The organism is Moorena producens 3L (assembly GCF_000211815.1).
Lineage (GTDB): Bacteria > Cyanobacteriota > Cyanobacteriia > Cyanobacteriales > Coleofasciculaceae > Moorena > Moorena producens.
Genome location: NZ_GL890911.1, coordinates 1 through 24,792, shown reverse-complemented (window position 1 = coordinate 24,792; position 24,792 = coordinate 1). Strand labels below are relative to the sequence as shown.

Sequence of the window (24,792 nt, the reverse complement as noted above, 5' to 3'; positions counted from 1 at the left end):
CCCAGCGTCGTTCGCACAGCGTGGCCATTCGCGTAGCGTGGCCGTTCGCGTAGCGTGGCCAAAAGGCCAAAAGGCCAAGGCCAAAGCCTGTGCCACACGCGAACGAGGTTTTTTTGAAGCTGACCGCTGACCGCTGACCGCTGACCGCTGACCGCTGACCGCTGACCGCTTACGAATTCTTGATAAATTCTTGATTTTCCGGGATTAGCATTTCTCCCAGGTTAGGGTAGTAAAGAAGCAGTTAGGAGAGTTTACGATTATGGAATCCCATGATTTTTTGATGTTAGTTCTGTTACTAAGTCCTGGTATGTTGCTTTCAGCAGTTATTATGCTCACCTTTGCCGCTGGTGGCTAAGCTCGACAAAGTCTAATCAACGACTCTCTAGCTCAAATAGCTAAAAAATTGGCGTTGCTGAATCTTTGAATCAATAGGAGTAGAGTGGGCATCCTGCCCGCCCCAAAAGATCGCCGAACAGGCAAGATGCCTATTCCACAAAACTCTTACAATCCTTCTATTATTAAGCAACATCCAAAAATGAGTCAAGCCGTGGGAGATACAGTTAATTGCCTTGGCTTGGGAGAAATATCTGAGTATTTCTATCAAGAGTATTCCTATCAAGCAATAATCCCACGGCACCTTCAAGCTTTAGTGCTGGAGTTGTTAAATTTCCCGGATCACGGTCTGACCATCCTTAACTTCTCCAACTAGAACCAGATCGGTAACCCCAACAAATAAACCATTTTCCAGAACACCAGGAATATTATTGATAGTTTTTTCTAGCTCAGCTGGGTTATCAATGGCGTCAAATTTAACATCAACGACCATATTCCCTTGATCCGTAATCACTGGTCCAGCTTTTTTGACCCCCATGCGCAGTTCCGGTTTACCCCCTAGCTTTTGAATAGCATTCATAACTGGTGTGATTGCCATCGGGATAACTTCTACAGGCAATAGGAAGGTAGACCCCAAGTTTTCAACTATTTTAGTGCTATCCACCACTACGATAAATTGTTTGGCCAGGGAATCTACAATTTTCTCACGGGTGTGGGCAGCGCCACCCCCCTTAATCAAAATTTTTCTGGGGATCAACTTCGTCAGCACCATCAATCGCTACATCAATGTGATCCACTGCATCGAGGGTAGTCAAAGGAATGCCGTACTGTTTCGCCAAGACTTCTGCCTGGAAAGAGGTGGGGATCCCTACAATATCCTTAATTTCTCCAGAGTTTAAGCGATCGCCTAAAAACTGAATTGCATAGGCAGTCGTTGAACCAGTGCCTAGCCCCACAATCATTCCCGACTGCACCCGCTTGGCAGCTGCTTTGCCAACTTCCTGTTTCATTAGCTTAATGGGGTCAATTTCTGCACTCATAACAACGTTAGTGGTTAGTGGTTAGTGGTTGTTAGTGGTTAAAACTTAAGTTTTAGTTCACAACTGATAATTGTAAATCGATTGGGTAACAGACGATCCAAAATTACCTGATCTCCCTTTTAAATGACCATAAACCTATCGGGATTTGGCACTGATCATGAACCAAAAAAAATAAAAGACTCTCTGTCTGCCAGAATGAGTCAGATATCGAACTATTGAAGTAGTATTATCAGCAGTACTATCAGCAGACTGGTCAAACCCAGGCACTTGGTGATTAGATCTTTTATTGAGAAATTATAATAAGCCCACGCCTCCCTGACGGGTAGGACGTAGGGCTAATCTTACCAGAATTGGTAATGGAAATCAGTTAGATGTATCCCAACTTAAGAGTTAGTGGTTTGAGCCGATAACAGTTCTTTCAGCTTTGCCAATTCCTTAGCCCAACGGGGATCGGGTTGAATTCCACCGGGGTCAGATGTAGTCTGTTGATGCTTACGCTTATTAGACTTATTCTTGTTGTTGTTACGGCGAGGGGGAGGATTGTTGCTGGTAGATGAGGTTGATGCCTGATTGGGTTTTTCTTTCTCCTTAGATGGTTCTTTCTCTTGATTCTTAGATCGTGGCAGGGCTTTTTCAATTTTCAAGGCAGTATCCTTGAACATAAGACCATTGAACTTTTCAATGAATTGATCAGCCTCCTCATCCGTTGACACTGTGACGAAGCCAAAGCCCCGACATTTACCAGTTTTACGATCTTTAATCACTTTTGTGCTAAAGTTGTCACCGGCTTCAGCAAAAATGCTTGCAGCTCATCACGGTTTACTTCTTCTTTAGGTAAGTTACCTATGTACAGACGAATAGACATTTAGAGATACCTCCGGGCTATAACAAAAAAAAAGGAAAAATTGTTGACACCAGTCACTAGGGTGGATAAGGAGAAATTTGAGCGACGAACACTTACCACGTCTAGACAATCTTCTGACGTACCTTACCAACCTCAACTGAACAGACGGATGCAGTAAAATCAAAACTCCTATATACCACATGTTCGGAGCTACTACGACCCACACGTTGACCTCTGGTTTACCATTAGCTCCGATTCTAGTTAACAGTTTTTTACTTACTCTAATCTAATTATTACAGAATGTTTACACCATATCATGGACATAATCAAACATTCAGTCGGTTAGTGATTATAACATTGTATATTCCCAGATGAAAGTCTTAAGCTCTAAAAAATAGGTTGTGATGCCTTCCGATAAATTTCGTCACCAGTTACGTCTTGAAGCACAACAATGGCAAACAGAAGGGTTGATTGATGCTGGCCTATACGCTCAATTAGCGGAACGCTATCAATTTAGTGACCTGGAAGTAGCGGCCCGTAATCGATTCGTCGTAATTTTGCTAGTACTAGGCAGTCTTCTCTTAGGCTTGGGCATGATCACCTTTGTGGCAGCCAACTGGCAAGCCTGGTCTCGGTGGTTGAAAGTGACCTTGCTTCTGAGTGTCTTCTTCGGGATCAACATTGCTGGCTTTTATCTATGGCGAGACCCAACCCAAGGTAGGCATTGCCGTTTGGGACAGGGTTTATTACTTTTAGGAGCCCTGACTTTAGGAGCCAATATAGCACTGATGTCCCAAATGTTCCACCACAGTGGACCACTCTATCAGTTATACCTGATTTGGGGATTAGGAGTCTTAGCCATGGCTTATAGCCTACGCTTGACCCGATTAGGGATGCTGGCAATGGTCTTGATTGGGTTAGGGTATGTGCGAGGAATCTCCCAGCCAGAATTTCTAGCAATCACAGAGTTGTCTTGGCTAAGGCTAATCATACAACATATGCCAGTGTTTGCGGGTTTACTGTTTATTCCCCTGGCTTACTGGTGCCGTTCACGATGGATGTTTCGCTTAAGTGCGATCGCAGTAGTTGCTGGCCTGGAATGGAACTTGATCAACTTCGAGCTATGGCCTTATCCCGGTTGGATTGCTGCGATCGCATGCGCCCTACCACCAGCCTTGTTATGGTCATACGGGGATTTCCTGGGAACAATTCAGCCCAACCTCCAGGAATTTAATTGCACAGCCCGCACCCTTGGGATCACTTTCCTCAGCCTATCATTTTATTTTTTGTCTTTCCACGTGTTATGGGATAGTTCACCATCAGTCAAACCCCTAGTTGACGTCACCTCAATACTCTTGGAACCTGCGGTGATTGATAGTGTCATTTTAGGTAGCTTAACGATCTGGGCGTGGATAAAACTGTTGCGTCGAGTGGACTCAACAACTAAGGTTGTGGCTACTATGATTGTGATCAGCGCCCTAGTTCCCTATTGGCATCTCAGTATTGGTATTCTACCCATATTAGCCGTATTCATCTTCAATCTGCTTTTATTCCTAATCGTCATCGGTTTAATCCGCGCCGGACTAGCAGAGGGGAAACGAGGTTTATTCTGGGGTGGCATGGTGCTACTGACGCTGCAAATTTTGACCCGGATGCTGGAGTACGATACTGGTTTATTAGTCAAATCCATAGTCTTATTCCTCTGTGGGCTAGGTATTATTGGTGCTGGACTATGGTTTGAGCGCTATTTGAAGTCTGAATTATGATTTATGAATTATAAATTATGACTTATGAGCATTAATTCTGAGTATTCCCGTCCTATACCAAGCTGGCGATTCTGGGTACCTCTTTTATTTCAAACCGCACTAATTATTACTGTTCCCACCCAGGCAATTTACACTACACTAACTGGCATTACTGTCATTCTCCAGACAGCGCCAGTAGACCCTTACGAACTTTTGCGAGGCTATTCCCAAACTCTAAGATACGATATCTCTAATCAGGACAACTTACGCAATCTTCCTGGCTGGCAAAAATTACCTAAGCAACAACCTAATGGCAACAAGGTAACCTTTATCAAGCCTGGTACCCGTTTTTACGTAATTTTAGAAGCACCAGACTCATCCAACTCCACTGAACTACCAATAGCCTGGAAACCAGTAGCCTTAAGTGCCAAATTCCCTTCCCGACTACCAGCTAATCAGATTCCCCTCAAAGGTGTTGCTAAATATGGCTCGATTGAATACGGATTGGAAACTTATTATATGCCAGAAGACCAACGGGAACAAATTAATGAAGAATTAAATAGTGCTAGGCAAGAGAACTCTAACCTACCGATATCACCACCACCAATTGTGATGGAAATTAAGGTGGATGCTCAAGGGAATGCTTTACCAATCGGAATCTGGGCGCTAGTAAGTAAAGATTCTCAACAGCAGATTCGCAAGTATCGGTTTTAAGAGGGAATCGGGAATCGGGAATCGGGAATCGGGAATCGGGAATCGGGAATCGGAAACAGGGAATCGGGAACAGGGAATCGGGAACGGGGGAAAGAGTGTAATTCACATTTAACCCTACCCTACACCGAATCGCTTTGGGCAAACAACCTTCACCCCTGACTGCCTGACACAAGTGCTTCAAAGCTAGATTATGCCGAGGTTATGGGATGCAGGTTGTGAGGGGACGGCTCCAGACAAGTAGTGGAAAAGAGCGATCGCAAGATTTGAGTATAATGCTTAAATTTTTATAACGCCTCATCTTATTTAGAAACAAAAAGGATATAAATTCCTATGGATACTTGAGTCAAATGTACTTTGCATCAAACGATATAAGGTTACTTATGACTCATGATCAATAATTTTTAGATATATCTGGATAAAATAGGTAGCAGGATGAAAGTTTTCCGTGTTTCGCAAGTTTCTGTAATTAAGGTAAGTGAGTCTCCCCTTGTACTCAGTATTCAAGCAGATGGGCTTGCTGCCACTTCTGGCTGGACAAATCCCCGGTTAGACAACTCAGCAGACCCCAATCCAGATGATTCTGTCCTAGAATTCAGTTTTGATGCTGATAAACCGTCAGGTATTAGTCTTCCAAGACTGACGCCAATCACGGCTTGTGTTGACTTTAAACCTACCAATGGTGCAGATGCGGTAATTGTTTCTGCCCGAATCAATGGTATTACGGTTCACGCTGCTGAGTTCCTCAAGCCTGGCGAGTCAAGCCCTCGACCGACGACATTGGCAGTAGGAGAAGAGGAACCTACGACACTAGCATTGGGAGAGGAAAACCCTCAAGTTACTACACAGGCACTAGGAGAGGAAGAACCTCAACCGACTACACGGGCATACGGAGAGGAAGATCCTCGATTTACTACACAAGCTCAACCAACTACACAGGCACTAGGAGAGGAAGAACCTCAACCAACTACACGGGCATACGGAGAGGAAGACCCTCGATTTACTACACAGGCAATAGGAGAGGAAGGACCAACAACTCTAGCATTGGGTGAGGAAGATCCTCGATTTACTACACAAGCTCAACCGACTACACAGGCAGTAGGAGAGGAAGACCCTCAAGTTACGACACTAGCAGTAGGAGAGGAAGTTCAACCGACTACACAGGCATTAGGAGAGGAAGCTCAACCGACTACACAGGCAGTAGGAGAGGAAGCTCAACCGACTACAAAGGCAGTAGGAGAGGAAGCTCAACCGACTACACAGGCAATAGGAGAGGAAGGACCAACAACTCTAGCACTGGGTGAAGAGAGTAGTCCATTTGGTTGGTACTAATGATTAAATCAGCAGATGGTGGATGTTTGCTTGTTGCAGGTGGGGAGTTAGATCCAAATCTGACTCGGTTGATTGAAGTTGCTCAAGGTCAACAAGTCCCGATTTGCGATTTACGCCATGGGCAAGAAGAAAGTCCGAAATTTTCATGGCATCTTACCCAAAGGCATCCCAGAGTTGAGGCTCCAGTTCTGTCTGTAACCGGAGCTTTTATTCGGTATGACGTTTTTGGTAATATTAACGCTCCGAAGTCTGGGGCATCACAACGGGCATCGGGTTGGTATCAAACCTTCTATGGTTGGTTGCTATCCCAAAACCATATCCGGTTGTTCAATCGTCACCATGTTCCTGCAGTTGGCAATAAGCCAGCAATGCTGATCCTAGCGCAACAGTTAGGTTTGCAAACCCCTGATACTTGGATCACTAACGAAGCTGAGGAATTGGGAAAATATTCTGCGGGGAGTGCGATTGCTAAACCCGTTGCTGGGGGTGATTTTTGTTATTCCCTAGAGCAATTGTACTCCTCTATCCAGTTTCGTAATGGTTGTGCTGCGATGCCAGCCATTGTCCAAAATCGTTTAGTAGCGCCAGAAGTACGGATCTATGTGGTAGGGAATCATGCCTTTGCTTTTGAAATCCGTAGTCAGCATCTAGATTATCGGGTTAAACCAGATGCTGAGGTGATTCCACTCGAAACAGTTCCCCAAGAAGTAGAGTTGCTACGCAAATTAATGGTCGCTTTACAGATGGATTTTGGGGCGGCTGACTTCAAAACCGATCCACACACCAAACAACTTGTATTTTTGGAACTCAATAGTTCTCCAATGTTTGTTAGGTTCGATCAAGTTTTGAATGGAGCGCTATGTGAAGCAATGATTGAGACTTTAGTAGTTTCTTGACGATTAGGTCAGCGAAGTTTTGCTTTCGATTTCTAGCTGAATCTTAAAAAACTTTAAAGAAGCTCAATTTCCAATAGTTTTGAATTAAGAATGTAGAATGCAGAATGTAGAATTTGGAATTCTACATTCTTAATTCTACATTCTGCATTCTGACAGACAACCTTGGCCTAAAGGCCACGCGTTCGCTGAAAGCGGGACTTCGTCCATCGCGTTCAACCCTTAATCTACCCGCCAGTTAAACGGTAAAATAGAATAAATCCCCTTCGGGTCATTCAAGGTTGTTAAAATTGCCAAATCCTCTTTTAGCTTCAGCAATTCTGTAGTTAGTGGCTCAGGTAATTGTCGGCTTGTGAGCCTAACATCATTACTCAGGGTCTTCAGAATCATTTCCTCGAAACTAGGAATTTTTGGATACTCTTCTACTTTCCAATCATCCTTTAACTTAGCTTGCTTAGCTGCATGCTTAATAGCATCATTAATACCCCCAATCTCATCAACTAAACCGATCTGCTTGGCGTCTATACCTGACCAAACCCGTCCCTGAGCAATGTCTTTAACCTTGCCCTTAGGCAATTTACGTGACTCTGCTACCTTGTCAATGAACTGGTCATAAATCTGATTAACCATGGTTTGGTAGATTGCCAACTCTTGGTCTGTTTTGGGACGGACAGTACTTTGAATATCGGCTAAAGAACCTGTTTGTACAATATCCCAGGTCAGACCATTGTTGTTAGCTAATTCTTGGATATTAAAAAGTACACCAAAGACACCAATAGAACCAGTGATAGTATTTGGCTCAGCAAAAATTCGGTCGCTATAGGTAGAAATCCAGTAGCCACCAGAAGCTGCCACATTGCCCATCGACACAATCACTGGCTTTTCCTCACGGATAAGCCGCACTTCCCGTTGAATAATCTCAGAGGCTGTAGCACTGCCACCAGGACTATTAACCCTTAGCACTACTGCTTTAATATCTTTATCCAGCCGTAGCTCGCGCAGCTGTTTAGCAAAGCGTTCACCCCCCACTTGCTCAAAGTTTCCCTGACCGTCAACAATGCTACCCTCGGCATAAATTATGGCAATTTTATGCTTAGACTTGCGATTTTTAGAGTAAGGACTTTTCGCTCTAGCGTAAGTAGCCAGCTTAATTTTCCGGAACGATTTATCCTTTTTCTTTTCTCCAGTAAGCTCCTTGAGAGTAGCAATCACCTCATCGAAGTATCCAACTTGATCCACCAAACCTTGAGTTTTGGCCTCTGATGCGATCAACATCCCTTTAGTATTAGCGATCGCTTGCAAGGTCTTGGGAGTAATCTCACGACTTTTCCCCACTGTTGTCAAAAATTCATCCCAAAGATCATCTAACAATTCTCGAGTCTGTTCCCGACTTTCAGGACTCAGCTGTTTGAGCAAGAACGGTTCAACTGCGGACTTGTACTTGCCAACTCGAACCACCTGAACACCAATACCATACTTCTGGAGAGCTCCGGTCAGAAAAAGTTGGGCAGAGTTCAAGCCATTGATTTCTACAACTCCCATCGGGTTAAGAATTATCGTATCCGCAACCGAGCTAAGATAGTATTCCCGTTCTCCCAAATCTACGTCATAGGCAATAATTTTTTTCCCAGCAGCTCGGAAACGCTCCAGAGCCTCCCTTACCTCCTTGAGATTTGCCAAGCCAGTGTTACCAACAGTTTTAGATGCGGATCCATCCAGGTAGAGGGCAACAATGCGCTTATCCTTAGTTGCCTTATCCAGAGTATCGAGCACCTTGCGCAAAGGGATGATATTGGTTTGTTGACCCGATAACACCTCTTCAATCACTTCACTGGTGCTTGAGGTAGGATTGGTATCGCTGATATTGACCGATAAATCAAACACCAGCACTGATTTATCTTGAACCTGTGGCCCTGTATCTTTGGATGCTACTGCAATTAGTAGAAACAGGAATCCACTAGTAGCTAAACTAAAAAATAGAATTAAACCGGCAAGACTTCCTACTAGGCTCGCAAAAGTTTGTTGGAGAAATTGACGCATTTGGTAAAGGATTCAGGATTCAGGATAAAGTATTAAGGATTAGGGATAAAGTATTAAGGATTAGGGATAAAGTATTAAGGATTAAGGGCGTTGAGCCATTCCCTATTCCCTATTCCCTATTCCCTACTCCCTACTCCCTATTCCCTATTCCCTATTACGACTATCCTAACTTTTTCAAAGTGTCGGATTGCTTGAGATCAGACAACGTAGCATTACCGGTGCAGAATAGAGCGGTAGTGATTTCTGCCATCAACAGTTGCACTAAGGCATCAACGGCATCTACTGACTCAGCGGCTGCTTGCAGGAATGGTAATGCTAGACCAGCAATATCGGCTCCTAATGCGATCGCTTTTGCCACATCCAAACCATTGCGCAATCCCCCAGATGCAATTAGGGGAATGTCGGGGGCAATGGCTCGAATACTGGTAATGCACTCAGCGGTTGGTAAACCCCAGTCACCAAAGGTCTGTCCTAACCGACGCTGATGAGCGGTTAATCCTCGCTCACTTTCTACCTTTGCCCAAGAGGTGCCCCCCGCACCAGCGACATCAATAGCGGTAACACCAGCCTCCAGCAACCTTTGGGCCATACCGGCTGAGATGCCATTACCCACTTCTTTAGCAATCACTGGTACCGTTAACTTACTGCATAAACCATTAATTTTGTCAAGTAAACCCTTGAAATTAGTATCCCCGTTAGCTTGAATGCACTCCTGCAAGGGATTGATGTGCAAAATCAGCCCATCTGCTGTTAACAGGTCAACCACCTTTTGGCATTCTTCTAGTCCATAACTGTAGTTCAGCTGAACCGCACCGATGTTGGCAAATAGGATAATATCTGGAGCTTGGGAGCGCACCGCAAAGGTATGACCAACCTCGGGTTTTTCCACAGCTACTCGCTGAGAACCAACCCCCATGGCTAGTTTGTAATGTTGGGCAACCTCAGCCAGACGAAAATTAATCGTTTTTGCCTGTTCAGTACCACCAGTCATAGAGGAAATCAACAATGGTGCTCCCAAGGATTTCCCGAGAAATGTGGTAGATATGTCAATCTCACTGCGGTTTAGTTCTGGTAAGCAACAGTGAGTGAAGCGGTACCTTTCAAGTCCATTGGTATTGGCACGAAATTGAACATCTTCATCGAGACAAATCCTGATGTGGTCAGCCTTTCGCTGTTGGGTTTGGGTCATAATAATTTGGAAAATAAGAGCAATCTGATCATGATTCAGGCGCTAATTACTTTAATTAATTCCACTCCATCCCGACCATCATTATCGTTTAGATAAACCTTTACCTGTTCTTCGGCGGATGTGGGGAGTAGCTTGCCGGTAAAATCTGGACTAATCGGCAGTTCCCGATGTCCTCGGTCTACTAGCACTAATAATTTAATCGTTTGGGGTCTACCATACTCAAGCACCGCATTTAGAGCAGCACGAATGGTACGTCCTCTATAAATGACATCATCCACCAACACCACTATCTTACGATCAAGATCGAAGGGAATATCTGTTTTTGCTGGGGTGCGAATGCCAATTCGATCGAGATCATCCCGATAAAAGGTGATATCCAACGCTCCCACTGGCACACTGACCTGCTCTAGGGTTTCAATCTGACGTCCTAGCAACTGAGCTAAAGGAACACCTCTGGTATATATACCAACCAGTGCTAGTTTGGACAAATCACTCACTTGTTCGATCACTTGAGATGCCAAACGATTGACTGTACGGCGCAGTTCTTCAGCTGATAGGATTTCAATGGTTTGAGTAGGCATCCTGGTTAATTAAAAATTTCAGCAGGATACCCTGCCCACACTCCTATAGTTAGGCGGGGACAGGGCTGTCAAGGTTTTGAGATTATACCAGACGTTCAGCGATTACCGTGGAGCAAGAGATGAAAAGGTTCTAGCATCAGCAATTCCATTGGGAAATAAGCCTTTGTCCTGTTGATATCGCTTCAGGGCTGCCTCTGTGGCTGGTCCAAATACGCCATCTTTTAATCCTTTATAGTAGCCTAGGTAAATCAAGCGATTCTGAAGGCTATTCACTCTTGTGCCACGACTACCTCGTTTTAATGGAGTAATGATGGCAGCAGCAACAGCAATACCAGAATTGCCCCGTAGTGCTGATAAGGTACGAGAGTCAGCAATGCCATTTGCTGGCAGTTCCCGAGAAAGCTGATAATCTTTGACTGCGGTCTCAGTTAGTTTACCATAGTATCCTGTGACTGGCCCTTTGTAGAATCCCAACTGTGCAAGGCGATTTTGCAGTTTTGTCACCGATTCGCCATTGCTGCCTGGTCGCAACTCAGTGACGTTGGTAAGATTATCCTTATCATTAGGATTTTTGGCTAGGTCTGACAATGTACGAGAGTCAGCAATACCAGTGACTGGTAGTCCCCTCAATCGCTGAAATTTTACGACCCCTGCCTCAGTCAAACGACCGTAGAATCCAGTTACTGGACCGTTGTAGACTTTCAACTCCCTCATGCGCTGTTGCAGTTTGGTCACAGCAGTTCCTCTGTTACCTCGCCGTAACTGAGTGGCGTTCTTGATCGAACCACCATTGATTACGAACAATGTGTTTGGTCCAGCCACACCATCCACAGGTAATCCCTTGGCTTGCTGAAATTTAATTACCGCTGCTTGGGTGATGCGCCCGTAATAGCCAGTGATCGGACCATTAAAAAATCCCAAGGTTGTCAACTTCTTTTGTAGATCGCTGACTACCGTTCCTCTACTACCGCGTTTGAGCTGTGTGTTTGTTGGTAGACGAATATCAGTACCAGCAGTTTTATATAAGGCTGCTAGGGTTTTTGGTCCAGCCACACCATCTATTGGTAGTCCCTTCTTTTGCTGAAAGATAGCAACATAAGACTGGGTTAACATGTCATAGTTGCCAGTAATCCGACCTTTATAAAAGCCAGCCGCTGCCAACTCTTTCTGAAGAGAAGTCACCTGTGATCCACGGCTGCCTTTTTGAAGCACTTTAGCACTGGCATTAGCAGCGGTACTGAGGATGGTTAGGGCAATTGCGATCGCACTAATCTTGATCCAAGCTGAACTAGGAATAGTGGGACTGTTTAGCCCATCCAACCATCGAATTAAACCATTATCATCTTGCCACTGAAAATTATCCGCGTCTTCATAGGACTCGGCAAGATTAACGCAGACTAAGCTTTCCATCGCTTTCCTACCAAATTTTTTTTTATGATAGCCAGTTATCTAGCAATATTTGTATTGTGTTCATAACACTACCATCTTAATAGACATCACTCTTGCCCAAGTCATCCCCAGTTGCCTTCATCGGTCATAACTGCTGATCCGATCATCCCTTTACCCGATCACCCCTTGAGATGATCACTCCTTCACCAATTCCCAGGTAATATCTTTGATCCCAACAATGATCAATCTTTAAGGAGCAATCTTTTAGCAATTTTTCCGGATGTAGTCAATTTCATCCTGGATTTAAGAGTTATAACGGATGTGGTAAAGGTAAATATCCAGGAGAATTACCTTCAAAAGGTAAATCTCCTGGATATTTCCCCCAGCAGTAAGCTGGGGGTTTTTATTGTAATCGCGTCGCACAGTGATCGGATCGCCTCAGAAGTTTTAAACAAGGAATAGGTAAAAAGTAGTTTTCGAGGCTTAAGAGTATTATTAACTACATTTTTTAGCCTGGTCTTGATGCAGGCGTGAGCGACTGCATCAAGACCGGAAGAGAAAAGCCAAGTTTGACAAAGCTTTTAGGAATTTATCCCTCACCATTATTTGTAAATACCCGCGCGCTTATTGCTATAGAGCAACCCAATTCTCTAGATTAATTCCAAAGGGGATGACCATGCCTAATTGTTGTTGGCCCATCCTCAAGTCTGTTATTTTGAGTCTCTTCGGTTTTTTGAGCCCAACCATGAAATCTTTCCGGAGCTAGTCAATTTCCTGCTGGATTTAAGAGTTATAACGGATGTGATCAAAGTAAATCTACTCGATAATTACCCTAAAAAGGTAAATCTCCTGGATATTGCCCCCAGCTGACTGCTGGGGGTTTTTATTGTGATCGCGTCGCACAGTGATGCGATCGCGGATCATAACTGTGCCAAAACCGCCTCTGAGCAACCTGACTCTCTAGATTAATTCCAAAGGGGATGACCATGCCTAATTTTTGTTTGCCAATCCTCAAATCATATATTCTGAGTTTCTTCGGTTTTTTGAGCCCAACCATGACCAATCTTTCCGGATGTAGTCAATTTCGGGCTGGATTTAAGAGTTATAACGGATGTGATCAAAGTAAATCTCCTGGATAATTGCCCCCAGCTGACTGCTGGGGTTTTTTTTGTGATCGGCGCTCCACAGTGATGCGATCGCTGATCATCACTGTGCCAAAACCCCCTCGCTTATGAACCTAAGGATACAAGCCCCTGAATTCATTTATGGAAAAAGACTATTTGAATTGGAGCGAAGCGATGTTTCAATGCCTCGAATTAATTCCTGGGGTATTTTTGAATTTTGAATTGATAATTTTGAATTGGAGCGAAGCGAGTGACCATGCGTAATTTTTGTTTGCCAATCGTCAAGTCTGTTATTCTGAGTTTCTTAGGTTTTTTGATCCCATCTACCTATCAACCACCCACTTATGGGAATAATTATGAGCTAAGTAGCACACAACCGACTCTCCAATCAATTGACAACCGAAACTATACTCAAGCTCAAATTGATTATTTTTTAGAAATTGCCTTAGGCTCGGAATACGGCTCCTCCAATCCTACTATCAAAAAATGGGACAAAAATCTGAGGATTAAGGTTATCGGCTTGCCAACCCCTGAAGATTGGCAGACTTTGTCAACCGTTATTGATGAAATAAATACGATTACCCAAGGTTCAATTCAAATAAATTTTGATGATAATAATCCCAATCTCAAGATTTATTTTGTTCCCGAATACGAGTTTCGTCGCTATGAGCCATACTATCGACCGGTCAATTTTGGGTTTGTTCGCACTTGGTGGAATAACCAAGTTATTTATAAGTCAAGAATTATGATTTCTACAACTAGTATTACCCAAAAGGCACGGTCTCACCTAATCCGAGAAGAGCTCACCCAATCTATAGGACTGATGAGGGATTCCTATAAATACAGAAATAGTGTATTTTTCCAAGGCTGGACTGATACGACCGAATATGCTGAGATTGATCAAGCTGTCATAGAAATGCTATATAGACCAGAAATTCGTCCCGGAATGACTAAAGCAGAAGTGATCAATGTTCTCAATAGCCTCCGGTTTGAGAGGTAATTATACTTGTAAGGTGCGTTAATAACGCACCTTACAAGTAGAGTTACTGGGTAGGTTCTGTGGTATCAAGATTAAGATTAAAAGAATTTAGAGGTAGTGTAAGGACCATAGACCCAATTGCCGCTGCTCAGCTGTAGCCAATTCCCATTTTTAGCAACCACAGGTTTGAGTACAGAGCCACTGCTTACACAGGTAACAGCCTGACCAGTACCAGGACCAGGGAGTGCTTTTAAACAGCCACCATTGGGAGTCTTGACTTTGATTCCTGATTCCAAAGTCGGACTACCGCCACCCCCTTCACTACTTTCATCAAATAATTTAGAGGTAGTGTAAGGACCATAAACCCAATTGCCACTGCTGAGCTGCAACCAATTCCCATTTGTAGCAACCACAGGTTTGAGTGCAGATCCACTGCGGACACAAGCAACAAGCTGACCAGTGCCAGGACCAGTGAGTGCTTTCAAACACCCACCATTGGGAGTCTTGACTTTGATTCCTGATTCCAAAATCGGACTACCGCCACCCCCTTGATCACTGCCATTAAAGTATCGAGAGGTAGTGTAAGGACCATAAACCCAATTGCCACTGCTGAGCTGCAACCAATTCCCATTTGTAGCAACCACAGGTTTGAGTACAGCTCCATTGCTAACACAGACAACAGCTGCGGAAGTATCGCTAGGACCTTTGCGTGCAGTCAAGCAACCACCACTTGTCTTGACTTTGATCCCTGTTTCCAAAGCCGCAAACACTGGAGCCGTTACACTCAGACTCGCTAACCAGACCGCACATCCTACCAAACCGAGCCAAGCAGTGTTGGGAATTTTAAACCAGTTGAGGTTGAGTTCTCTTAGATCTAGATCACAATCAATACCTACTGCTTCTTCATAGGATTCATAGGAATGAGTGTAAGCAAGTACTTCCACGTTTTTCTCCTTTTTTAAGTTTTATTAAGTTTTGAGGCAATTATGATCACAATTCCCCCTAAAGTTGGGGGAAAACTGATGGCTTTGCTATCAGCTGGAAGACCCAAGGGTAATCAGTAATCGGTAATCGGTAATCGGTAACTGACCCAACTATACTTGATGTCATTCTTTTGTTCAGCAACGCCAAATAGATGGCTGGAAAAAGGTTATAATACAATTTCCTACCATAGGGGAAAATTTAAGCAAAAAAAAATAATTGCCTGATTAAACGATCAGGTTGTGTAAAGCGATCGCATATTGGACTAGACAAAAAACCAACCCTATCCCCAGCCAAATTAAAAAGCAATAACGTGTCAGCTCTAAGGCTTGGTCAATTTTGCCTGGTGTGATCTCGTAGGTAGGTTTCCCTAATAAGGGTTTTTGCTTGACAACACCACTGTAAAAATTAGTCCCCCCCAGCTGAACCTCCAAAATCACAGCAAAAGCCGATTCACTCCAGCCAGAGTTAGGACTGGGATCAGCAATAGCATCACGGCGACACAGATGCCAGACCTGCTGAGGTTTTCCAGACATCAAGGCTAGGGTCAATACGGTTAATCGACAGGGTATCCAGGTTAGTAAATCTTCAAATTTAGCACTAAACCAACCTAAATTCGTGTAAGGCTCTCGCCGGTAACCGACCATCGAATCTAAAGTACTGGCAGCTTTATAAGCTAAGGCAAGAGGAACACTACCAACCCCAGGAATCAACGCTCCAACAATGGCATAAAACAGAGGGGCTGTGACCCCATCGGTAGTGTTTTCCGCCACCGTTTCTAGGACAGCTCGTAGGATTTCCGACTCACAAAGATTTTCTGTATCACGACCAACATATTGACTTAATCGAGAACGGGCTAATTTTAATTCTCCAGCAGTTAAAGGCTGTAATACATCCATTGCTGCTGCTCGAAGAGAGCGACCCGCAAAACAACTGGCTAGCAAGATAGTTCCTATGCCTATACCCAAAAAGGGATTGAGCCAGATTCCTAGGAGGACAATAAACCATCCAGCTACTCCACTCCCAATAATTAGTCCAATACCCAACCCAATTCCTGCTAAGCGTCGTTGCCAAGGCTGCTGCCAGAGGTGAATTGCTAACTGAGTGAAGTGAGAGATTACCCAGCCCATAACCTGCACTGGATGGACCCAACCCCAAGGATCACCGATCAGATAATCCAGACTAGCCGCCAGCAGCAAAATGACACCATTAGTATGGTTATTACCCAGGATTTGAACCACTACTTTCTAATTTTATCGACATTCTCTTCCCAGTTAGCCCCATCGAAAGGGACAATGCTAAATTGAGATAGAACATCACCGTCAAGGCAACGTAGGTTGACAGAAATCCCATTGGGATGAGAACGGGGTCGATAGAAAGGATGAATCCCACAGATTTGGCAGAATGTGTGCTTCGCTGTGTGAGTGTTGAAGGTATAACTAGTCAACACTTGATATCCCTTAAGTAAGCTAAATTGCTCAGGGGAGACAATCAGGTGTAAGATGCCCTTTTTTTTACACATCGAACAATTGCAATCAATTGCCTCATGCTTGTTGACAATTACCCGGAAGCGGACAGCGCCACAATGACAGCCTCCCTCATAAGTAATCGGTTCGTTACTCTTTTTCATGCTGACGAAAAATTGATTCAAACAACGAAACTGGTTTCTTCTCCCATAGCGGCTTGCCAACTACGGGCATCATAATAAAGATCGGCAAGAGTTATAGTGTACAATGCTTCTTTAAGCTTTTGATGCAAACGATGCCAAAGTGTAAATGTAACCCAGTCTTCGGCTTGACCAGCGTCTGGGGTATGGTGGGGTAGTGGTTCGATGGTTTCACCCACTGCTTCTAGGATTTTGCCGAGGGAAATTTGTGTGGGTTCATGGGCTAATTGATAGCCTCCTTGAGCTCCACGAACTGACTTGACTAAGCCAGCACGGCGCATCTCAATCAGTAGTTTTTCTAGATATGGAGCTGGTAGACCTTGCCGTTTAGCGATCGCTCTAACCGATGTCGGTCCATACCCTGGTCTTAGGCTCAGATCTAGTAGTGCCTTAACACTGTAGTGTCCACGAGTGGTGAGCTTCATAATAAAATAGCAATCCAATCGGAAAGTGGACGTGGGAGTTAACGGGACAATTTCTTTGAAAGACTAAAGTCGGAGTAAGCATTCAGCGGTCAGCTAATGCGCTACGCGCACGCGTGCGCGTTCAGCTATCAGCTATTAGCATTAAGCTAAGGTGCTTTTGAATAGGCGTTGCAGCACCGCCAAAGGGGGTTCTCCCCATGAGCAACTGCATCAATAAAACAGGTAACCATGTGTTAAATCTGAGTTACATCTGCTGACGGCTGACGGCTGACCGCTGATAGCTGAATGCTTACAAGTCGGAAACGATTTTATGACCTGTTTAAAGATCACGCTCGTTTAAAGATCACGCTCGTTTAATGCACTCAGCTATCAGCATCAAGAGCAGGGGGAACCAAGGAACCCTCTCATCCTGAAGACTATACTTTGAGCGGTATGCTTTTAGCTATCGGCTTCAAGCCAGAAGCTTATATCTTAGACTATCAATGGCTGATAGCTGATAGCCTGTTGGCTGAATGCAACAGCTCAAAGAAACTATAAAATAGTGTCACCCAATGGAGATAGCCATTGACTTGTGACAGGGATGGAAAGTACAGGTGGCTGGTGGGAAAATTGCCTACAAGAGTAGCCCATACTCTTTTAGCAAATTTTCCCGTGACCCTAGGCAATTTTCCTGTGACCCAGATGATCGGAGTTGTTCACGACCTATTCACAACCTATTGCTGTAGTTGAACGGTAGTTAAAAACTGACTATTAACGAACACAGTTGACACTCTGGGTGTAAGATAGTCTCATATACTGATATTAAACTAAGATTTTGTTATCTTAGTTGACAGTCAGTCCAGTAGAAATGCTGGATACCACTTAAGTCCTTAGTATTAGATTCAAGTTGATGGCTAAAAAGAAAAACATGGCTGCTCCGATCGTTCCTCTGCAGGGTCAAGCATTGGTGGCGAAAGTCAAAGACCTAGGTAGCCTGAGCAAAGAACAAAAAGCTAGAGCCTGTGGCTACTACACCGTGACAAAAAACGGAGTAGAGCGAGTCAATATGATGAAGTTCCTCAATGCCCTTATTGATGCCGAGGGGATTGAATTAGACAGCAAAACCAATGGCAATGGTCGTGGCGGACGCAGTGCCAGCTATCGGATTAGTGTGCAGTCTAACGGCAATCTTCTGATTGGCTCGGCTTACACGAAACAAATGGGTTTACAACCAGGGGACGAGTTTGAAATCACCCTGGGACGCAAGCACATTCACCTTAAACAACTTGATCCAACAGAAGAAGAAGCACTTGAGGCATCCTGAGCCGAATAGACAAGGCTTAGAACGCCGTAACCGGTAAATGTGCTGTCGCTCAAAATGTCAGCATTCCGCCGTCAGTTATCAGCATTAGCGCTACTTGAAACGCTGTGCTTGCCAGCCATTCATGATGCCCTCAAGAGAACCAATCCACGAGGCTTTAAACGGTAAGCCTGGTTTGAAAAGGAGCCCATAAGCTTACTCTCTTGATAAACCCAGGCTCCCAAAACATTAGCTGTTTGCAAAGCCGGAAAGTAGCGCGTCAGCTGACTGCTGATAGCTCAATGCCAACCCGATCACTGTCTGTTAAGAAAGCGGTGTATCAATTTCCATCCCCATTTATGGAAACTTCCCAATCTAGCTTTTAATCACTCAATTGGGATATTGTTTAAATAACATCCAGTCAGGGGCATCATCAATTCTTCTGGCTGGCTTCAATTTCCATTACTCAAGGAGACCAGTATTAAGCAATAAGTTGAACTAGATCGGAAATTGCCAAATCTCATGGTCAGAAGACATCAAAATCAGTAGTGAAATATAGGTTCCCCAGAATAAAATTACCATAAATTGTCTATCCCGTCGGGCAACCAGCATCCCTGCTATAACCATGGTTAAAGGGACACAAGCGAAGAACAGCCAGGAGCTGAGGTCAAAAGCTTTTCTAATCCCTAAGTGAAGCATCACAGTAATGGTAGCAACACCTAGCAGACTTAAACCAATACTCCAAAAACGGGGATAAGATTTGCCAGAAGGCCAATGCCAAATGTCTGTGAGTTGGGCTCCACCAGCAAGGGCTAATGCTGGGTAAACTGGCAACACATACCCAGGCAATTTAGTGGCAAGAAGGGAAATGGCGATCAAGTAACCGCCAGCCCATACCAGTACCAATTTAGCCCAGCCCCAATGGCGATTCTGCCAAGCCTGCTGTAACCAGTAGGAAAAGAACAGTAACCAAGGTGCGGAAAATTTTAAGATTTCCCCCAGGTAATACCAAGGCAGGCGATTTTGCCCATCCACTGCTGTCCAGATCGGGCGTAGGGACTGGTAGATAATGGCTGTAGTTGTAGTAACGGCTCTTTGATCCTGTAGCAGCAATGGCACAGTGTACCAAGCAAGAGCAGGACTATAGCCTAGGAGCAATCCCAACCACCAATAAGTAGACGTCAGGAGTCTGGGCGTATCCCATGCTAGAAACAACAGAGCGATCGCTGTGATCAACAATGCCACCAGGATCCCCTTAGTGAGGAAAATCAAGCTTAATCCGATCCCCGCTGCCAGTGACCAGCGTGAGTCCCGACGCGATCGCAACACACACCACATCATCAACACCACAAAGCACAGATTAGCTCCATCCAGGATTGCCATACGCCCATAATGGGCTATTGGTAAGAAAGTTAGGTAAATCAAGCTAGAGAAAATACCCTTCTGACGGCAGGGGAAGATTTCTGTAGCAAGACCATAGACTAGCAGTACCGACAGCACACTGAGCATGGCACTAGGTAAGCGCGTAGTCCACTCGTTGACACCACCAAACTGATAAGCCACCGCAATTAGCCAGGCTAGTAGGGGGGGGTATTCAATTAGGGTTAGGGTTTCACCTTCGAGAGTTGGGTAAAGCCACTGCCCAAATTCCCCCTTTGCTGAAAGTAGTTGAGTCGCAAGATGACTTATGCTTTGCTCTACCCCTTGCAACGAGCCACTGCCCAAATTGATGCTAAACAACAATAGTGCTGCCAGGAATAACCCTAACAGCGACAATCTCTCAATCCAGCGTTGAGTTCTACGTATCCGGTTTCCCGAGCCACCCCAAGTAAACGTTTTATGATCCATAAATTTACCTTTACCTTTACCTTTACCAATAATTCATAATTAAAGCTAGAAGTTTAACAAAAAACCATGAACGAAGCTAATTTTACCGTTCCCCACCAGACCACGAGCCATCATCCAATTTTTCGGTTCTACTTGGGGGATTATCCCAATGCTGCTAGCCATCTTATCTACTCTACTAACCCCGTTGTCTGGTGTTCTTAACCACAGCAGTATACTTTTTACCTTTAACCTTTCAATTATGTCGGAAAACTAATCGTCTCTAACTAATCGTCTCGCGCGAGCGTGAACAGGCAATTCTGTTGAAGCTGTTTACGGTCAGTGATGGAATGTCCGTTGTTGAAGTGACGGTGCTAAACTATCCAGCATGAATTAAAACTGAATTTTTTTTGAAATTACCAATCAACGTATAAAAACCTTTGAGCTATCATTAGTGTGAGCTATGAGTCCAATTAATAATTAGATTGGTGACCAATGGCAAAGTCTGACAACTATACACAATATCAACACAATATAAACAAAACTAATTAGACAAATAGGAGGATGACATGGTAACAGACACTCTCAAACCTCCCCATGACTATTTACAGTGGCTCAATCTTATCTCCGGGAGGAACTGTTGCTCAGCAATCGTTTAAGTAAGGCACAACAGCAAACAGCTTTGCTTATAGTCTTGAGTAATTCAAACTTGAGTTTTTTTCAAGACCTGTTGCCAAAGTTCACGCACTAATCTCCAGAATCCTTACCTGTTCACTGTTCCGAAGTTCCGAAGTTGCCTACTTCTGTAATAAGTCCTATGAAAGTGATACACTACCAGGACACAAAGGGCATGCTTAAGATAGGCTATAGACGGTTTTATTACTGTGACCTATAGCTCAGTCATTGACCATCGACTGCTACGAGCAATGTTCTAGAACTTACCTCAAGTTCAGATTCACTGCTAACCGATCACTTGTTGACCAAGCCAGCCCATGGAGTTGAACACAGAATAATGAGGAATTTCTACCTAAGTTGATCACTTGCGACACTTACGCATATGGAAAGCTCATTTGAACTAACCCTACAGATGGTTATCGCCATCTTCGCTGGGATCAGTGCCCAGGTAATGGGTGAGTATTTAAAAATTCCCAGCATTGTCTTTTTGCTGATGTTTGGCACTCTACTCGGACCAGATGGCTTCGGTCTTTTGCACCCACAGAAGCTAGGGGTTGGTCTAGAGGTAATTGTTGCCCTCTCAGTGGCAGTTATTCTGTTTGAAGGAGGGCTCAACCTAGATCTGCGGGATCTGGGCAAAGTTTCTGGTAGCCTGAGAAATCTAGTTACCATAGGAACACTGATTACCCTGTTAGGAGGTGGCATGGCGGCTCACTGGCTAGGGGAGTTTCCTTGGCCAATTGCTTTTCTCTATGCCTCTCTAGTGGTGGTCACCGGACCAACGGTGATTAGTCCTCTGCTAAAACAGGTGAAAGTGGATCGACGTGTAGAAACCCTTCTAGAAGGGGAAGGGGTTCTCATTGATCCAGTCGGGGCAATTCTGGCAGTGGTTGTCCTGGACACAATTTTAAATAGTGATGCTGGTGCAAATGCAGCATTTGTCGGTCTAGGTCTTCGTTTGAGCATCGGTGCTGTGATTGGGGGCTTAGGGGGCTGGTTAATGGGGTTTCTTCTCAAGCAAGCACGCTTCATCTCAGAAGAACTCAAAAACTTAGTCGTACTGGCTGGCATGTGGGGTTTGTTTGGCTTGGCTCAGATGGTTCGCTCTGAATCCGGTTTGATGGCAACTGTAGTCGCTGGAGTAGTTTTGGGAGCCTCTGACCTGCCTGAAGAGCGCTTGTTGCGACGCTTCAAGGGACAATTAACTGTCCTTGGGGTTTCCATGTTATTCGTACTGCTCTCCGCTGACCTCTCCATCGCCAGTGTGTTTGCCCTAGGCTGGGGCAGTATCTTTACCGTCTTGGTGTTGATGTTGGTGGTGCGCCCCATCAGTGTGGTGGTTTGTACTTGGAATAGTGATCTCAATTGGCGGCAAAAGTTATTTGTGTCCTGGATTGGTCCTAAGGGAATTGTCAGTGCTTCTGTGGCTTCCTTGTTTGCGATTCTCCTAACGGAACGGGGGGTTAATGGTGGTGACTCGATTAAAGCCTTGGTATTCCTGACAATTATGTTGACGGTAGTTTTACAGGGTTTGACCGCTCGCTGGGTCGCCAAATGGCTAAAACTTAACCCAGAGGAGGAGGCAACTGGTGCTGTAATCATCGGTTGTAATCCGATGAGCCGTCTGATTGCTCGTTTGTTTCAAGAGCGAGGAGAGTCTGTTGTCCTTATTGATACAGACCCAGAAGCGTGCCAAAAAGCAAGGGACGAAAATCTGCGGGTTTTCCAAAGCAGTGGTTTGGATGTGGATGTTCTAGAAGAAGCTGGCATCGAATCGGTGGGAACGTTCCTAGCAATGACCAAGAATGGTGAGATTAACTTGGTATTGGCTCAACGAGCAGTGGAGGAGTTTAATCCACCGCGAGTCTTAGCTGTGTTTCCTCGTGACCCCCAAGTCAATAGCAACAACAATAAAACTAAGGTTAATCAGGCGTTCATGCCACAACTACCTATCAAAACTTGGATCCAGTACATTAATGATGGGCAAATCAAGTTGGGCAAAACCACTCTCAAGGAAGCTGGATTTGGTTTTCAGCGAGCTCATCTACAAGCCTTAATTCGCTCTGGAGAACTGGTACCCTTGCTAGTGGAGAGGGAAAAGAGTTTTCAAGTGGCGAGTGGGAATGAAGATTTGCAAGCGGGAGATAATATTATTTACTTGCTCCATGACCCTAGACCAAAACTTCTGAAGCGTTTATCCGGTGGGACTTCTTCCTCTCGTCTGGCTCTGGAGAAGCTACCCAAAGTCGAGGAATTGCCAATTTCTACAGGGGCATCGAATTCAACAGTAGATGAAAGTGTGAATTAGCTGTATAGCAAAGGGAACAGGGAACAGCGGATCTGGGACTAAGCAATATGGCATAACAAATTATCACAATTCCTACACGGATACCTGTTGCACCTAGAAGCCAAATAATGGTATTAAAGGATAATGGTATTATTTGGTTGATAATCCAATAAAATTCCCAAAATATATCAGGTTAAGTCCGTTGCAAGTTAATTTCATAACTTGCTTTTTTTTTGCCATAAAAGAGATTGACTTTACTAGAAATGGAGACGGGTTTAGTCCTAAATCCCAAGACTTGAGGTTTTGGTGCTTTTTCTAAAAAGTTAACTCCAATTACCCTAGACCAATGATCACGTAAAACTTTAATCAATTTCTACCCTTTTGAAGAGTTTTTATCTAAGTTGCTAGTCTACCTTCTGGTAAGTTTTTAACGATTATAAATGCGATGCTCCTTTTGAGCCGCTACGCGATTGGCCGTAGGCCACGCTAAAAGCGATGCTCCTTTTGAGCCGCTACGCGATCGCAAAAAATCCCCACCAGATTCTGGTAATCTCAGAACCATGGATGAAAATTGCATCGCTACTATAGCACTAGTTATAGTAGCGATGCTGTCCCTAATGGGGAGGGGCTGTGTGCGGAACACCGCGACGCACCTCGTAAGCCCCGTGGAAACCACAACCGTTCTTCCCCACACTTCCCACACTTCCCACCCTCCCTGTTCCCAGAGCCCTGGGAATTTTGCAGAGGTACTAGAGGTTAGCCGTCGGCGACAAGTCCCGGTATCGGACTTGATTTTTTCGACCCATCTCTATTTGAGTTGCTCGGTGTTGATTTTCTGGATGTTGAATCTCGCCATCATTGCTGAGCAGAGCAATAACTATGAAAGCTATTGCTACGCAAACAAAGATTACTGATCCAGGACGACTTTCGTTGATATAGCGTTCACGATTGCACTTTAGGCAGACGTAATGATCTGCGTTTTGAGAATCCTGAATCCAGGCACAATAAATCTGATCGCATTTCATGATTATAACCCTGCACTCCAGACTAGAATAAAGAGAATATCTCGCAAAGTTAACCAAAGCTTGACAGTAACCTATCAGCTATCAGCCGTCAGCCGTGAGCTAAAGGCTCACGCTACTTGAGGTGCTTATTTTATTCAAAACCACCTCAAGTAGCACCTCAAGTAGCGCATAAACTGTTCGCGTAGAGTGGCCTACGGCCAATGGCTGATAGCTGATAGCTTACGTCACAATTGCCAGATTTTATGTCAGGTTATTGTTGACTTTGCGCTGCTGAATATGCACCCTTTAATAATGATAAAATCAGAACGTAAAATCAGTAGCAAATCGAAAAAAGTAAACTTAATGCACTTTTTTCGCTTCTAATAGTTAGATGCGTATATCTTGATTATGTGACAAAAAGTTTGGCTGTAAGCATTCAGCCGTCAGCGGT

22 protein-coding genes and 2 pseudogenes are annotated in these 24,792 nt (G+C 44.4%); 9 read left to right on the top strand and 15 right to left on the bottom strand.

All coding sequences use genetic code 11. The features are described from left to right. Positions 1 to 481: 481 nt before the first annotated feature. Positions 482 to 709 carry a hypothetical protein gene (locus LYNGBM3L_RS40695; protein WP_131826996.1) on the top strand — a complete coding sequence of 76 codons (228 nt, stop codon included), beginning with the start codon at positions 482 to 484 and terminating at the stop codon, positions 707 to 709. Here LYNGBM3L_RS40695 and rpiA read toward each other — a convergent pair. After that, positions 662 to 1,373 (bottom strand): annotated as a pseudogene (gene rpiA / locus LYNGBM3L_RS14390) (ribose-5-phosphate isomerase RpiA). The gene LYNGBM3L_RS40695 and the pseudogene rpiA overlap by 48 nt on opposite strands. Before the next feature lie 383 nt (positions 1,374 to 1,756). Then, positions 1,757 to 2,238: pseudogene (locus LYNGBM3L_RS14385) on the bottom strand (RNA recognition motif domain-containing protein). A gap of 383 nt (positions 2,239 to 2,621) precedes the next feature. Between LYNGBM3L_RS14385 and LYNGBM3L_RS14380 the strand changes: the two are divergent. Beyond that, complete coding sequence (locus LYNGBM3L_RS14380; protein WP_008184419.1) at positions 2,622 to 3,983, top strand: DUF2157 domain-containing protein; 1,362 nt, start codon at positions 2,622 to 2,624, stop codon at positions 3,981 to 3,983. A gap of 24 nt (positions 3,984 to 4,007) precedes the next feature. Then, positions 4,008 to 4,676, top strand: a complete 669-nt coding sequence (locus LYNGBM3L_RS14375) for a GDYXXLXY domain-containing protein (protein ID WP_008184416.1) — start codon at positions 4,008 to 4,010, stop codon at positions 4,674 to 4,676. Here LYNGBM3L_RS14375 and LYNGBM3L_RS47390 read toward each other — a convergent pair. Beyond that, positions 4,582 to 4,782 (bottom strand): hypothetical protein, encoded by a 201-nt coding sequence (locus tag LYNGBM3L_RS47390; RefSeq protein WP_131826995.1) that lies wholly within the window; start codon positions 4,780 to 4,782, stop codon positions 4,582 to 4,584. The genes LYNGBM3L_RS14375 and LYNGBM3L_RS47390 overlap by 95 nt on opposite strands. A gap of 326 nt (positions 4,783 to 5,108) precedes the next feature. Here LYNGBM3L_RS47390 and LYNGBM3L_RS46520 point away from each other — a divergent pair, with 326 nt between their 5' ends. Continuing rightward, a complete protein-coding gene (locus LYNGBM3L_RS46520; protein WP_008184414.1) occupies positions 5,109 to 6,005 on the top strand; it encodes a hypothetical protein in 897 nt (298 codons plus the stop codon). Beyond that, positions 6,005 to 6,901: an ATP-grasp domain-containing protein gene (locus LYNGBM3L_RS14360; protein ID WP_008184413.1), complete on the top strand. Its 897-nt coding sequence runs from the start codon at positions 6,005 to 6,007 to the stop codon at positions 6,899 to 6,901. Before LYNGBM3L_RS46520 ends, LYNGBM3L_RS14360 begins: the two co-directional genes overlap by 1 nt. Positions 6,902 to 7,120: 219 nt before the next feature. Here the strand turns inward: LYNGBM3L_RS14360 and sppA are convergent, their stop codons facing one another. The 5 genes from sppA to LYNGBM3L_RS43550 form a co-directional block, all read right to left on the bottom strand. After that, positions 7,121 to 8,938, bottom strand: coding sequence for a signal peptide peptidase SppA (gene sppA, locus LYNGBM3L_RS14355; protein WP_008184412.1), 1,818 nt, complete (start codon positions 8,936 to 8,938; stop codon positions 7,121 to 7,123). 160 nt (positions 8,939 to 9,098) lie between these two features. Then, complete coding sequence (gene fni / locus LYNGBM3L_RS14350) at positions 9,099 to 10,127, bottom strand: type 2 isopentenyl-diphosphate Delta-isomerase (RefSeq protein ID WP_008184411.1); 1,029 nt, start codon at positions 10,125 to 10,127, stop codon at positions 9,099 to 9,101. 35 nt (positions 10,128 to 10,162) lie between these two features. Next, complete coding sequence (gene pyrR, locus LYNGBM3L_RS14345) at positions 10,163 to 10,708, bottom strand: bifunctional pyr operon transcriptional regulator/uracil phosphoribosyltransferase PyrR (protein ID WP_008184410.1); 546 nt, start codon at positions 10,706 to 10,708, stop codon at positions 10,163 to 10,165. A gap of 102 nt (positions 10,709 to 10,810) precedes the next feature. Continuing rightward, entirely contained in the window at positions 10,811 to 12,118 is a 1,308-nt protein-coding gene (locus LYNGBM3L_RS14340) for a peptidoglycan-binding domain-containing protein (RefSeq protein WP_008184409.1), read from the bottom strand. Between the two features lie 862 nt (positions 12,119 to 12,980). After that, positions 12,981 to 13,154, bottom strand: a complete 174-nt coding sequence (locus LYNGBM3L_RS43550; protein ID WP_154659792.1) for a hypothetical protein — start codon at positions 13,152 to 13,154, stop codon at positions 12,981 to 12,983. A 323-nt stretch (positions 13,155 to 13,477) separates the two neighbouring features. On the opposite strand from LYNGBM3L_RS43550, the gene LYNGBM3L_RS14335 reads away from it, so the two are divergent. Beyond that, complete coding sequence (locus LYNGBM3L_RS14335; protein ID WP_008184401.1) at positions 13,478 to 14,221, top strand: DUF2927 domain-containing protein; 744 nt, start codon at positions 13,478 to 13,480, stop codon at positions 14,219 to 14,221. Between the two features lie 77 nt (positions 14,222 to 14,298). On the opposite strand, the gene LYNGBM3L_RS33960 is transcribed toward LYNGBM3L_RS14335, so the two are convergent. The 4 genes from LYNGBM3L_RS33960 to LYNGBM3L_RS14315 all read right to left on the bottom strand — a co-directional run bounded on the left by LYNGBM3L_RS33960 (position 14,299) and on the right by LYNGBM3L_RS14315 (position 17,272). Next, entirely contained in the window at positions 14,299 to 15,144 is an 846-nt protein-coding gene (locus tag LYNGBM3L_RS33960; RefSeq protein WP_008184400.1) for a hypothetical protein, read from the bottom strand. Between the two features lie 264 nt (positions 15,145 to 15,408). After that, positions 15,409 to 16,422 (bottom strand): adenosylcobinamide-phosphate synthase CbiB, encoded by a 1,014-nt coding sequence (gene cbiB, locus LYNGBM3L_RS14325; RefSeq protein ID WP_008184399.1) that lies wholly within the window; start codon positions 16,420 to 16,422, stop codon positions 15,409 to 15,411. Further along, positions 16,422 to 16,811, bottom strand: a complete 390-nt coding sequence (locus tag LYNGBM3L_RS14320; RefSeq protein ID WP_008184398.1) for a GFA family protein — start codon at positions 16,809 to 16,811, stop codon at positions 16,422 to 16,424. The genes cbiB and LYNGBM3L_RS14320 overlap by 1 nt, the downstream gene beginning before the upstream one ends. A 17-nt stretch (positions 16,812 to 16,828) precedes the next feature. Next, entirely contained in the window at positions 16,829 to 17,272 is a 444-nt protein-coding gene (locus tag LYNGBM3L_RS14315; RefSeq protein ID WP_008184397.1) for an Rrf2 family transcriptional regulator, read from the bottom strand. An 889-nt stretch (positions 17,273 to 18,161) separates the two neighbouring features. Between LYNGBM3L_RS14315 and LYNGBM3L_RS14310 the strand changes: the two genes are divergently transcribed. Further along, entirely contained in the window at positions 18,162 to 18,575 is a 414-nt protein-coding gene (locus LYNGBM3L_RS14310) for an AbrB family transcriptional regulator (RefSeq protein ID WP_008184396.1), read from the top strand. A 474-nt stretch (positions 18,576 to 19,049) separates the two neighbouring features. Here LYNGBM3L_RS14310 and LYNGBM3L_RS14305 read toward each other — a convergent pair whose 3' ends face one another. Continuing rightward, positions 19,050 to 20,399: an ArnT family glycosyltransferase gene (locus LYNGBM3L_RS14305; protein ID WP_008184393.1), complete on the bottom strand. Its 1,350-nt coding sequence runs from the start codon at positions 20,397 to 20,399 to the stop codon at positions 19,050 to 19,052. 66 nt (positions 20,400 to 20,465) lie between these two features. Here LYNGBM3L_RS14305 and LYNGBM3L_RS48645 point away from each other — a divergent pair, with 66 nt between their 5' ends. Together LYNGBM3L_RS48645 and LYNGBM3L_RS14300 are read left to right on the top strand one after the other, a co-directional pair. Continuing rightward, positions 20,466 to 20,600, top strand: a complete 135-nt coding sequence (locus LYNGBM3L_RS48645; RefSeq protein WP_267872031.1) for a hypothetical protein — start codon at positions 20,466 to 20,468, stop codon at positions 20,598 to 20,600. Positions 20,601 to 21,432: 832 nt separating this feature from the next. Then, complete coding sequence (locus LYNGBM3L_RS14300; RefSeq protein ID WP_008184392.1) at positions 21,433 to 23,358, top strand: cation:proton antiporter; 1,926 nt, start codon at positions 21,433 to 21,435, stop codon at positions 23,356 to 23,358. Positions 23,359 to 23,764: 406 nt separating this feature from the next. On the opposite strand, the gene LYNGBM3L_RS43545 is transcribed toward LYNGBM3L_RS14300, so the two are convergent. Beyond that, complete coding sequence (locus LYNGBM3L_RS43545; protein ID WP_154659791.1) at positions 23,765 to 23,914, bottom strand: hypothetical protein; 150 nt, start codon at positions 23,912 to 23,914, stop codon at positions 23,765 to 23,767. Positions 23,915 to 24,086: 172 nt separating this feature from the next. Then, the gene (locus tag LYNGBM3L_RS14295) at positions 24,087 to 24,362 is read right to left on the bottom strand and encodes a hypothetical protein (RefSeq protein WP_008184390.1); all 276 of its coding nucleotides are present in this window, start codon (positions 24,360 to 24,362) and stop codon (positions 24,087 to 24,089) included. Positions 24,363 to 24,792: the final 430 nt, after the last annotated feature.